8 protein-coding genes are annotated in these 12512 nt (G+C 72.9%); 5 read left to right on the plus strand and 3 right to left on the minus strand.

Features of this window, described 5'->3' with window-relative positions; genetic code table 11:
- Nucleotides 1–134 precede the first annotated feature (134 nt).
- The 5 genes from ACZ4K2_RS29190 to ACZ4K2_RS29210 all read left to right on the plus strand — a co-directional run bounded on the left by ACZ4K2_RS29190 (nucleotide 135) and on the right by ACZ4K2_RS29210 (nucleotide 8970).
- Nucleotides 135–866 (plus strand): VIT1/CCC1 transporter family protein, encoded by a 732-nt coding sequence (locus tag ACZ4K2_RS29190; protein ID WP_467469528.1) that lies wholly within the window; start codon nucleotides 135–137, stop codon nucleotides 864–866.
- 553 nt (nucleotides 867–1419) lie between these two features.
- Nucleotides 1420–5928: a glutamate synthase large subunit gene (gene gltB, locus ACZ4K2_RS29195; protein WP_467469730.1), complete on the plus strand. Its 4509-nt coding sequence runs from the start codon at nucleotides 1420–1422 to the stop codon at nucleotides 5926–5928.
- Nucleotides 5921–7384, plus strand: a complete 1464-nt coding sequence (locus tag ACZ4K2_RS29200; protein WP_467469530.1) for a glutamate synthase subunit beta — start codon at nucleotides 5921–5923, stop codon at nucleotides 7382–7384. Before gltB ends, ACZ4K2_RS29200 begins: the two co-directional genes overlap by 8 nt.
- A gap of 195 nt (nucleotides 7385–7579) precedes the next feature.
- Complete coding sequence (locus ACZ4K2_RS29205) at nucleotides 7580–8323, plus strand: vWA domain-containing protein (protein ID WP_467469532.1); 744 nt, start codon at nucleotides 7580–7582, stop codon at nucleotides 8321–8323.
- 35 nt (nucleotides 8324–8358) lie between these two features.
- Complete coding sequence (locus tag ACZ4K2_RS29210) at nucleotides 8359–8970, plus strand: TetR/AcrR family transcriptional regulator (RefSeq protein WP_467469534.1); 612 nt, start codon at nucleotides 8359–8361, stop codon at nucleotides 8968–8970.
- 37 nt (nucleotides 8971–9007) lie between these two features.
- Here the strand turns inward: ACZ4K2_RS29210 and ACZ4K2_RS29215 are convergent, their stop codons facing one another.
- From ACZ4K2_RS29215 to ACZ4K2_RS29225, 3 genes are all read right to left on the minus strand, one after another.
- On the minus strand, nucleotides 9008–9649 hold the full coding sequence (locus ACZ4K2_RS29215; RefSeq protein ID WP_467469536.1) for an SIMPL domain-containing protein: 642 nt from the start codon (nucleotides 9647–9649) through the stop codon (nucleotides 9008–9010).
- 63 nt (nucleotides 9650–9712) lie between these two features.
- Nucleotides 9713–10594, minus strand: a complete 882-nt coding sequence (locus tag ACZ4K2_RS29220) for a hypothetical protein (RefSeq protein WP_467469538.1) — start codon at nucleotides 10592–10594, stop codon at nucleotides 9713–9715.
- 77 nt (nucleotides 10595–10671) lie between these two features.
- Nucleotides 10672–12426: a beta-galactosidase gene (locus ACZ4K2_RS29225; protein WP_467469540.1), complete on the minus strand. Its 1755-nt coding sequence runs from the start codon at nucleotides 12424–12426 to the stop codon at nucleotides 10672–10674.
- Nucleotides 12427–12512 lie beyond the last annotated feature (86 nt).

The raw sequence follows: 12512 nt of genomic DNA on the forward strand, positions 1-12512 counted from the left end.
CCGGAGAACGAACGCGCAGGTAAGCCCAGCCTTTCCTTGCTGGCGGGCGGGGAATCGACGGCGTAGGTTCAGTGTTGTCAAAAAGTAGAACGCGTCCAAAGTTAGCTTTGGCTAAGCTTCCCTGGGGGACCCGCATGGCGATCATCGACACCGAGGCCGCGCTGCACGAGGCGCACCGTGACAACCACACGCACCGCGATGTGAACGGTGGCTGGCTGCGGCCCGCCGTCTTCGGTGCGATGGACGGCCTGGTCTCCAACCTCGCCCTGATGACGGGCGTGGCCGGCGGGTCCGTCAGCCAGCACACCCTGGTGATCACGGGCCTTGCGGGGCTCGCCGCCGGCGCGTTCTCCATGGCCGCGGGCGAGTACACCTCGGTCGCCTCCCAGCGTGAACTCGTCGAGGCGGAACTCGACGTCGAGCGCCGCGAGCTGCGCAAGCACCCGCAGGACGAGGAGGCCGAGCTGGCCGCGCTGTACGCGGCCCGCGGCGTCGAGCCCGCCCTGGCCCGCGAGGTCGCCCGGCAGCTCTCCGCCGATCCCGAGCAGGCGCTGGAGATACACGCCCGCGAGGAGCTGGGCATCGACCCCGGCGACCTGCCCTCGCCGCTGGTCGCGGCCGTGTCGTCCTTCGGTTCCTTCGCGCTCGGCGCCCTGCTGCCCGTGCTGCCGTTCCTGCTCGGCGCCACCGCGCTGTGGCCCGCCGTGCTGCTCGCCCTCGCCGGGCTGTTCGGGTGCGGCGCCGTCGTGGCGAAGGTGACCGCGCGCACCTGGTGGTTCAGCGGTCTGCGGCAGCTCGCGCTCGGCGGTGCGGCGGCCGGTGTGACGTACGCCCTGGGCGGACTGTTCGGAACGGCCGTAGGATGACGGCATCGGAGCCTATGCAAAGGTTCGCATAGGTAACCACTTACTCGTTGGTTTCGCGGGCTCGGCCACCGGGCATGAGCCGTAAGCGCTGCGGGCAATGACGCCTGCCGCAACCTCCACGCGGGGTGGGCGATGACGCCCTCCCCGGCCCCCTCCGGGCCACCGGACACGGATCCGACCGATCTCGTCCGCGCCGGCCCCCGCTCACGTCCGCCGCCCCGTGCGGCCCCTGCCACCACCGGGTGGCACCCCCCGCCGTCACCCCCACGGCACCCGCCGCATCCCCACGGCACCGGCCGCGTCGCGCGGTGCTCCCGCCACCCCCCGTGGTGTCCGCATGCTGGAATGGGCTATCCGCTTCCCGGTATGCGACCCATCATGTAACCTGCACGAACTTTCGATCTCCGCAGAGGGCCAACGTCGTCCCTCGGCACTTGCCACATGCCACATGACGACGACGGGAGAGCCGATGCGTACGCCGCGCCAGCCGTCCCAGCACCCCTCGAACGGCCGGAACTGGTCGTTCATGGATGCTCGCCCTGCTGCGCAGGGTATGTACGACCCCCGCAACGAACACGACGCGTGCGGCGTCGGTTTCGTCGCCACCCTCACCGGCGAGGCGTCCCACACCCTGGTCGAGCAGGCGCTCACCGTCCTGCGCAACCTGGAGCACCGCGGTGCCACCGGGTCCGAGCCCGACTCGGGCGACGGCGCGGGAATCCTCTCCCAGGTGCCCGACGCCTTCCTCCGCGAGGTGGCCGGATTCGACCTTCCGGCGGTCGGCGCCTACGCGGTGGGCATCGCGTTCCTGCCGGGCGAGGGGACCGAGGACGCCGTCTCACGGATCGAGACGATCGCCGCCGAGGAGGAGCTGACCGTCCTCGGCTGGCGCGAGGTCCCGGTCGCCCCCGAGCTGCTGGGCGCCACCGCCCGCTCGACGATGCCCGTCTTCCGGCAGATCTTCGTCGGCGACGCGGTGAGCGAGGGCATCGCCCTGGACCGGAAGGCGTTCGCGCTGCGCAAGCGCGCCGAGCGCGAGGCCGGCGTCTACTTCCCGTCCCTGTCCGCCCGGACGATCGTCTACAAGGGCATGCTGACCACCGGCCAGCTGGAGCCCTTCTTCCCGGACCTGTCCGACCGCCGCTTCGCGTCCGCGATCGCGCTCGTGCACTCCCGGTTCTCCACGAACACCTTCCCCTCGTGGCCCCTCGCACACCCGTACCGCTTCGTCGCCCACAACGGTGAGATCAACACCGTCAAGGGCAACCGCAACTGGATGCGCGCCCGCGAGTCGCAGCTCGCCTCCGGCCTCTTCGGCGACCGCGCCCTGGACCGCCTCTTCCCGGTCTGCACCCCGGACGCCTCCGACTCCGCGTCCTTCGACGAGGTGCTGGAACTGCTGCACCTGGGCGGCCGCTCGCTGCCGCAGTCCGTGCTGATGATGATCCCGGAGGCGTGGGAGAACCACGCCTCCATGGACCCGGACCGGCGCGCCTTCTACCAGTACCACTCCACGATGATGGAGCCCTGGGACGGCCCCGCCTGCGTCTGTTTCACCGACGGCACCCAGGTCGGCGCGGTGCTCGACCGCAACGGCCTGCGCCCGGGCCGCTACTGGGTCACCGACGACGGCCTCGTCGTCCTCGGCTCCGAGGTCGGCGTCCTCGACATCGACCCGGCCAAGGTCGTCCGCAAGGGCCGCCTCCAGCCCGGCCGCATGTTCCTCGTCGACACCGCCGAGCACCGGATCATCGAGGACGACGAGATCAAGGCGGCCCTCGCCGCCGAGCAGCCGTACGCCGAATGGCTGGAGGCCGGCGAGATCGAGCTGGGCGACCTGCCCGAGCGCGAGCACATCGTCCACACCCACGCCTCGGTCACCCGCCGCCAGCAGACCTTCGGCTACACCGAGGAGGAGCTGCGCGTCATCCTCGCCCCGATGGCCCGCACCGGCGCCGAGCCGATCGGCTCCATGGGCACCGACTCGCCCATCGCGGCCCTGTCCGAGCGCCCGCGCCTGCTCTTCGACTACTTCACCCAGCTCTTCGCGCAGGTCACCAACCCGCCGCTGGACGCGATCCGCGAGGAACTGGTCACCTCCCTGCGCAGCTCGCTCGGCCCGCAGGGCAACCTGCTCGACCCGACCGCCGCCTCCTGCCGATCCGTCGTGCTGCCCTTCCCGGTCATCGACAACGACGAGCTGGCCAAGCTCATCCACGTCAACGCCGACGGCGACCTGCCCGGCTTCAAGGCCGCGACCCTCTCCGGCCTGTACCGGGTCTCCGGCGGCGGCGACTCCCTCGCCGCGCGCATCGAGGAGATCTGCGCCGAGGCCGACGCCGCCATCGACAACGGCGCCCGCCTGATCGTCCTGTCGGACCGCCACTCCGACGCCGAGCACGCGCCGATCCCGTCCCTGCTGCTCACGGCGGCCGTCCACCACCACCTCATCCGCACCAAGCAGCGCACCCACGTGGGCCTGCTGGTCGAGGCCGGCGACGTCCGCGAGGTCCACCACATCGCGCTGCTCATCGGCTACGGCGCCGCCGCGGTCAACCCGTACCTGGCCATGGAGTCCGTCGAGGACCTGCTGCGGGCCGGCACCTTCCTCAACGGCCTGGAGCCCGAGAAGGCCATCAAGAACCTGATCTACGCCCTCGGCAAGGGCGTCCTGAAGGTCATGTCCAAGATGGGCATCTCCACCGTCGCCTCCTACCGCGGCGCCCAGGTCTTCGAGGCCGTCGGCCTGGACGAGAGCTTCGTCGAGAAGTACTTCAACGGCACCGCGACCAAGATCGGCGGCGTCGGCATCGACGTCGTCGCCGCGGAGGTCGCCGCCCGCCACGCCAAGGCGTACCCGGCCTCCGGCATCGCCCCGGCGCACCGCGCGCTGGACATCGGCGGCGAGTACCAGTGGCGCCGCGAGGGCGAACCGCACCTGTTCGACCCCGAGACGGTCTTCCGCCTCCAGCACTCCACGCGCACCGGCCGCTTCGACATCTTCAAGAAGTACACCGACCGGGTGAACGAGCAGTCCGAGCGCCTGATGACGCTGCGCGGCCTGTTCGGCTTCGCCACCGGCCGGCAGCCCGTCCCGGTGGACGAGGTCGAGCCGGTCGAGGAGATCGTCAAGCGCTTCTCCACCGGCGCCATGTCGTACGGCTCCATCTCCAAGGAGGCGCACGAGACCCTCGCCATCGCCATGAACCAGCTGGGCGGCAAGTCCAACACCGGTGAGGGCGGCGAGGACCCCGACCGGCTGTACGACCCGGCGCGCCGGTCCGCCATCAAGCAGGTCGCCTCCGGCCGCTTCGGCGTCACGAGCGAGTACCTGGTCAACGCGGACGACATCCAGATCAAGATGGCCCAGGGCGCCAAGCCAGGCGAGGGCGGCCAGCTGCCCGGCCACAAGGTCTACCCGTGGGTCGCCAAGACCCGGCACTCCACGCCGGGCGTCGGCCTGATCTCCCCGCCGCCGCACCACGACATCTACTCCATCGAGGACCTCGCCCAGCTCATCCACGACCTGAAGAACGCGAACCCGCAGGCGCGGATCCACGTCAAGCTGGTCTCCGAGGTCGGCGTCGGCACGGTCGCCGCGGGCGTGTCCAAGGCGCACGCGGACGTGGTCCTGATCTCCGGTCACGACGGCGGCACGGGCGCCTCCCCGCTCACCTCGCTCAAGCACGCGGGCGGCCCCTGGGAGCTGGGCCTCGCCGAGACCCAGCAGACCCTGCTCCTCAACGGCCTGCGCGACCGCATCGTGGTGCAGACGGACGGCCAGCTCAAGACCGGCCGCGACGTGGTCATCGCCGCGCTGCTCGGCGCCGAGGAGTTCGGTTTCGCGACCGCCCCGCTCGTCGTCTCCGGCTGCGTCATGATGCGCGTCTGCCACCTGGACACCTGCCCGGTCGGCATCGCCACCCAGAACCCGGTACTGCGCGACCGCTTCGCCGGCAAGGCCGAGTACGTCGTCAACTTCTTCCGGTTCATCGCCGAGGAGGTCCGCGAACTCCTCGCCGAGCTGGGCTTCCGCTCCATCGAGGAGGCCGTCGGCCACGCCGAGGTGCTGGACGTCGAGCGCGCCGTCGACCACTGGAAGGCGCAGGGCCTGGACCTGGAGCCGCTGTTCCACGTGCCCGACCTGCCCGAGGGCGCCGTCCGCCACCGGCTGATCGCCCAGGACCACGGCCTGGAGAAGGCGCTGGACAACGAGCTGATCAAGCTCGCCGCCGACGCCCTCGCCGCGCACGACGCGACCGAGGCCCAGCCGGTGCGCGCCCAGGTCGCCATCCGCAACATCAACCGCACGGTCGGCACCATGCTCGGCCACGAGGTGACGAAGAAGTTCGGCGGCGCGGGCCTGCCCGACGACACCATCGACATCACCTTCACCGGCAGCGCCGGCCAGTCCTTCGGCGCGTTCCTGCCGCGCGGCGTCACGCTGCGCCTGGAGGGCGACGCCAACGACTACGTCGGCAAGGGCCTGTCCGGCGGCCGGATCGTCGTCCGCCCGGACCGCGCGGCCGACCACCTCGCCGAGTACTCGACGATCGCGGGCAACACCATCGGCTACGGCGCCACCGGCGGCGAGCTGTTCCTGCGCGGCCGCACCGGTGAGCGGTTCTGCGTCCGCAACTCCGGCGCGCTGGTCGTCTCCGAGGGCGTGGGCGACCACGGCTGCGAGTACATGACCGGCGGCCACGCCGTCGTCCTCGGCCCGACCGGCCGCAACTTCGCGGCCGGCATGTCCGGCGGAGTCGCCTACGTCGTCGACCTCGACCGCGACAACGTCAACGCCGGCAACGCCGGGGCGATCGAGTCGCTGGACGACACCGACCGGCAGTGGCTGCACGACGTGGTGCGCCGCCACGCCGAGGAGACCGGCTCGACGGTCGCCGGGAAGCTGCTCGCCGACTGGGACACCGCCGTGGAGCGGTTCAGCAAGATCATCCCCACTACGTACAAGGCAGTGCTCGCCGCCAAGGACGCCGCCGAGCGGGCCGGTCTCTCCGAGACCGAGATCACCGAGAAGATGATGGAGGCGGCGATCAATGGCTGACCCGAAGGGCTTCCTGAACCACGGCCGCGAGGTCGCCCGGACCCGTCCCGTCGGTGAGCGCGTCAAAGACTGGAACGAGGTCTACGTCCCCGGCTCCCTGCTGCCGATCATCAGCAAGCAGGCCGGCCGCTGCATGGACTGCGGCATCCCGTTCTGCCACAACGGCTGCCCGCTGGGGAACCTGATCCCCGAGTGGAACGACTACGCCTACCGCGAGGACTGGGCCGCGGCCCAGGAGCGGCTGCACGCGACCAACAACTTCCCGGAGTTCACCGGCCGCCTCTGCCCCGCCCCCTGCGAGTCGGCGTGCGTGCTCGGCATCAACCAGCCGCCGGTCACCATCAAGAACGTCGAGGTCTCCATCATCGACAAGGCGTGGGAGACCGGGGACGTCGCCCCGCAGATCCCCGAGCGCCTGTCCGGCAAGACGGTCGCGGTCATCGGCTCCGGCCCGGCGGGCCTGGCCGCCGCCCAGCAGCTCACCCGGGCCGGCCACACGGTCGCCGTCTACGAGCGCGCGGACCGCGTCGGCGGCCTCCTGCGCTACGGCATCCCCGAGTTCAAGATGGAGAAGCGGCACATCAACCGCCGCATCGAGCAGATGCGCGCGGAGGGCACCCGCTTCCGCACGGGCGTCGAGATCGGCCGCGACCTGAGCGCCCGCGACCTGAAGAAGCGCTACGACGCGATCGTGATCGCCGCCGGCGCGACCATGGCCCGCGACCTGCCGGTGCCCGGCCGCGAGCTCAAGGGCATCCACCAGGCGATGGAGTACCTGCCGCTGGCCAACAAGGTCCAGGAGGGCGACTACGTCACCCCGCCGATCTCGGCCGAGGGCAAGCACGTCGTCGTCATCGGCGGCGGCGACACCGGCGCGGACTGCGTGGGCACCGCCCACCGCCAGGGCGCGGCCTCCGTCACCCAGCTGGAGATCATGCCCCGCCCGAACGACGAGCGCCACGCCACCAGCCAGCCCTGGCCGACCTTCCCGGTCCTCTACAAGGTCACCTCGGCCCACGAGGAGGGCGGCGAGCGGATCTACTCCGCCTCCACCACCCACTTCGAGGGCGACGAGGACGGCAACGTCCAGTGGCTGCACCTGGCCGAAGTGGAGTTCGTCGACGGCAGGCTGACCCCCAAGCCGGACACCGGGCGGAGGATCCCGGCCCAGCTCGTCACCCTCGCCATGGGCTTCACCGGCACCGACCGGGAGAACGGACTGGTGGAGCAGTTCGGCCTGGACCTCGACGAACGCGGTAACATCGGCCGCGACGCCGACTTCCAGACCAACGTGCCGGGTGTGTTCGTCGCCGGTGACGCCGGCCGCGGCCAGTCCCTCATCGTGTGGGCGATCGCCGAGGGCCGCTCGGCCGCCCGCGGGGTCGACCGCCACCTGACCGGGGCCAGCGACCTGCCGGCCCCGATCCGCCCGACGGACCGCGCGCTGGCGGTCTGACGCGCACCGGGGACCCGAGGTCCCCCGAGAACGTCCCGTACAACGGCGTACGGAACACCGACGGCGCCTGCCCGCCTGTCCCCGACCGGACGACTGGGCAGGTGCCGTCTCCCCATCCCCGCCCCGGCGTCCCCGCGGGCACGCGAGCCGCGCGGGCCACGTAGGCTCGGGCCCCGGGACAGCCGAGGGGGGACCATGGCCGCGATCAGCCTGCGCAAGGTGGAGGAGACCGCGCCCGCGCTCGTCGGCGCCTACCGGTCGGCGGGGGTGTCGCTGCGCAAGCACGGCCTGGACGGGCTGCGGGCGGCCGTCTACCTCGTCATCGACCACTCGGGCTCGATGCGGCCGTACTACCGGGACGGCAGCGTGCAGGCGCTCGCCGACCGGGTGCTGGGCCTGTCCGCGCACCTCGACGACGACGGACGCGTGCCCGTGGTGTTCTTCTCCACGGACGTCGACGCCGTCACCGACATCGCCCTCGACGGCCACGAGGGCCGCATCGAGCGGATCGCGGCCGGACTCGGCCACATGGGCAGGACCGGCTACCACGTGGCGATGGACGCCGTCGTCGACCACTACCTGGACAGCGGTGCCACCGATCCCGCCCTGGTCGTCTTCCAGACCGACGGCGGCCCGGTCAGCAAGGCCGCCGCCGAGCGGTACCTGTGCAAGGCGGCCGCGCTGCCGCTGTTCTGGCAGTTCGTCGGCTTCGGCGACCCGGACAGCCGGCAGTTCGACTTCCTGCGCCGACTGGACGACCTGCCGGTGCCCGGCCGGCGGGTCGTGGACAACGCCGGCTTCTTCCACGCGGGCCACGACCCGCGCCGGGTCTCCGACGCCGAGCTGTACGACCGGCTCGTCGGCGAGTTCCCGAGGTGGCTCACGGCCGCACGCGCGGCGGGCATAGTGCCGCCGGATCGGCCCCTCCCGCTCCCGTAGCCCGGACCGGGGCCGGGGGACACCACAATGGAGGCGTGCCGACCAAGAAGAAACCTCAGGTGACCGCGGCGGCGGCCCGGCGCGGCGAACTCCTCAGCACCGCTGCCGAGGTGTTCGCCGAACACGGCTACAACGCCACCACCGTCCGCAGGATCGCCGACCACGCCGGAATGCTCGCGGGCAGCCTCTACTACCACTTCGACTCCAAGGAATCGATGCTCGAGGAGATCCTGCGGACCTTCCTCGACGAGCTGTGGGACGGCTACGACACCGTCCTCGCCTCCGGACTGGGCCCCCGCGAGACGCTGGAGGCGCTGGTCACCGAGTCCTTCCGGGAGATGGACCGGCACCGCGCCGCCGTCGCGATCTACCAGAAGGAGAGCAGGCAGCTCGCCGCCCAGGACCGGTTCGCGTTCCTCGCCGAGTCCCAGCGCCGGTTCGAGGAGGCGTGGCTCGGCACGCTCGAACGCGGCGCCGCCGAGCGGGTCTTCCGCGCGGACCTGGACGTCCGGCTCGCCTACCGGTTCGTGCGGGACACCGTGTGGGTCGCCGCCTCCTGGTACCGGCCCGGCGGCCGGCACAGCCCCGAGGAGATCGCCCGCCAGTACCTGTCGATGGTGCTGGACGGCATCGCCGTACGCGATTGACCCGGCCCCGTACGCGAGTTCGCGGGGCCGGGGCCGGTCAGTGCCCGAGCGCGAACCCCAGCAGCACCCCGGCGGACACCTCGACCGTCCCCGGGGCCAGGCCGCCCGCCGGGGCGCCCCCCGCGGCGGCGGGCGCCCGGTACTGGTGGAAGCGGTGCGACTCCGGGTCCACGTCCTGGATGTGGAGCACGGCACCCAGCGCGACCCCGGCCGCCTCCGCGTAGACCCCGGCCTCGCGGCGGGCGGCCGCCACCGCCCTGCGGCGCGCCTCGTCCCGCAGCGCCGCCCTGTCGCGCACGTCGTACTCGACCTGCTCGACCTCCCGGGCACCGGCGTCGACCGCGTCCACGAGGAGCCGCTCCAGCCCGTCGAGGTCCTCGCTCTCCACGGCGTACGAGGCGCGGCAGCGGTAGCCGAGGAACCTCCGCTCGGCCCCGTAACCGTCGTACTCCGAGGCCAGCCCGAGCCGGGAGCCGGACACCGACGCGTCCGGTATCCCGTGCCGGCGCAGGGTCTCCCGCAGCCGGGACACGGCCGCGCCCGCCTCCTGGAACGCCCGGTCCGCGGCGGGCTCCAGCACGTCCACCGTCAGCCTCACCCGCACCAGTGCCGGCTCCACCCGCACGCTGCCCGTGCCGAACACGCTGATGCCCCAGGGCCGTCCGATCGTCTCGTCCATGCGCGCATTGAAGCAGGTGCCGTGCCGGGCGTCGCGGCCCCGGGCCGATCCGGACGACAACCCCTACGTGTCGCACTCCAGCACGGTCCGGCACAGGCCGCACCGCGCCCGCACCCGCCCCCGCACCGGCACCCCGATCCGCTGGTGGCAGGTGGGGCAGGGGAAGGAGACCCGCAGCCGGCCGGCCGGGTCGGTGGCGAAGGCGTAGGCCGCCGCGGCCGGGGCAGCGGCGGCGTGCCGGCGGTCCACGGCGTAGCGGCGGCGGCCCGCCCAGCCGGCGCCCGCCAGCGGCGGCTGCCGCCCGTCCCGGCGGGCCAGCGCCAGCCCGTCACAGTAGGCGGCGTACGCCTGCGGGCTGGTGAACCACACCGAGGGGTCCTCGTGGACGAGCAGGGCCCGCTTGGCCAGGACGTACCCGAACTCCTCCGGGGTGAGGTAACCGAGCTTCTGCGACGACACCCCGTCCTCCCGGTAGGCGTCCAGCAGCAGCCAGCCCGCGCCGAGGTAGGCCGTCGTGGTGTCCGTCAGGATCTCGTTCTCGGCCGTGGTGGGGAACGACAGGCCCAGCCGGTGCAGGTAGACGTGCGCCACCTCGTGGGCGAGCGCCGCGCCGATGTCCCCGCGGTGGGTGCGGAACCGGTCGTTCAGCTCCACGAAGTACTCCGGCCCCGACGCCAGTTCGACGTTCGCCGCGTGGGTCATCTCCCGGAAGCCGACGATCAGCCGGGCGTCCGGCAGCCGGAAGTGCCGCACGATCTCCCGGGCCACCCGCTGCGCCCCCAGATGCAGGTCGTCGACGTCGCAGAAGGCCACGTCGGCCGGGGCCAGGCTGACCGCGAACGTCTCGATGGTGTCCCGGGACAGCCGCCGGTACAGCGCGGTGACCGCGGCCCGCACCGTCTCCAGGTGCGGGTAGCCGTGCTCGACCGGTCCGCCGTTCGCCACGTCGGCACCCCCAGATCAGGCCGGACCCCACCTCCACTGTAGGCGGCGGGGGACGCGGCGGAAGGGGGAGCGGCCGGTCACACGGGCAGCAGGCGCGGCGCGGGCGGCTCGGGGCCCGACCCGTCCAGCTCCAGCAGCCACAGCTCGTTCCCGCCCTCCCGCAGCACCGGCCCGGGCACGTACAGCGACCGCTGCGGCCCCACCGACCAGTACCGGCCCAGGTTGAAGCCGTTGATCCAGGCGAACCCGCGCGTCCCGCCGGGCAGCTCCAGCCGGGCGTCCCCGGCCCCGGCGACCGTGACCGTGCCCCGGTACAGCCCCGGCGCCCCCCGGCCCGGCAGCGCCCCGAAGGGCACCGCGGCCACCCCGCCGTCGAACGCGTCCAGGTCCAGCCCGCGCGCGCGTACCCCGTGCAGGTACTGCCGCTCGTGCAGGATGCCGCCGGTGACGCCCTTGGCCTCGCCGAGCCGCGGCCCGTAGTTCACCCGCCCCAGGGACTCCACCCACAGCTCCACCCGCGCCGGGCCCGCGACCGGCTCCGGCAGGTCCGGCTCCTCCTCGGTGAGCACCCCGGCCCGCTCGCCGTCGACGTACACCACGGCGAGGTCCCGCAGCCCGCGCACGGTGAGCGGGTACGGCCGGCGCGGCCCGGGCACGTCCACCCGGTACCGGACCAGGCCCCGGGTGACCCCCAGCTCCTCGAAGGCGGGCGGCACGGGCGCGACCGTCTCCGGGCCGCCCAGCGCCTCCAGGACGGCCGGCAGGGACGCCCAGCCGGTGAGGACGGCCCCGGCCGGGGCGCCCAGCACCGCGGGCGGCGGCGGCAGGTCCGGCAGCGGCCCGGCGCGGTACCCGGACAGCACCTCGCGGAACCGCCGGAACTTCTCGGTGGGGCGGCCGTACTCGTCCACCGGCGCGTCGTAGTCGTACGAGGTCACGTCCGGCTCCAGCGGGCCCTCGTGCAGGGGGCCGCCCCGGTTGGCGCCCGACCAGCCCCCGAAACCGGTGCCGCCGTGCGCCATGTACAGGTTCACCGACGCACCGCACTCCAGGATCTCGCGCAGCGCCCCGGCGGCGTCGGCCGGATCCCGCTCCGCGTGCTCGCCGCCCCAGTGGTCGAACCAGCCGCACCAGAACTCCGCGCACATCAGCGGACCCCGCGGGCGGTGGCGGCGCAGCGCCGCGAAGGCCTCGCGCGCGTCGGAGCCGAAGTTCACCGTGGCGAGCACCCCGGGCAGCGAACCCCCGGTCAGCATGTGGTCCTCGGGACCGTCCGAGGTGAACAGCACGGCGGTGACCCCCTCGGCGCGCAGCAGCGCGGTCAACTCCGCCAGGTAGCCGCCGTCGCTGCCGTGACTGCCGTACTCGTTCTCCACCTGCACCATGACCACCGGGCCGCCGCGGTCGGCCTGGCGGGACACGATCTCGGGCAGCAGCAGCCGGAACCAGTCGCGCACGTGCGCCAGGTAGCGCTCGTCACGCGTACGCGCGCGCGTGCCCGCCGCGCCCGTCAGCCACGCGGGCAGCCCGCCGTTCTCCCACTCGGCGCAGATGTAGGGGCCGGGCCGCACGATCGCCCACAGCCCCGCCGCGTGCACCGCGTCCAGGAACCGGCCGACCGCCCCCACGTCCCGGCAGACCCCCGGACGCGGCTGGTGCAGGTTCCACGGCACGTACGTCTCCACGCAGTTCAGGCCCATCGCGCGGAGCATCGCCAGCCGGTGCCCCCACTGGTCCTCGTGCACCCGGAAGTAGTGCAGCGCCCCGGACAGCAGCCGCACCGGACGCCCGTCCAGCAGGAAGTCCGATTCCCCCACCGTGAACTCGCTCATGCGCCCCAGCGTCACCCCTTCCGGTGATCCGCGCCATGGACGAAGATCGGCGCTGCTTGGACAAAAGTCCGCGGACAGCGGGAGGA

It is taken from the genome of Streptomyces sp. NPDC025833 (assembly GCF_055558055.1).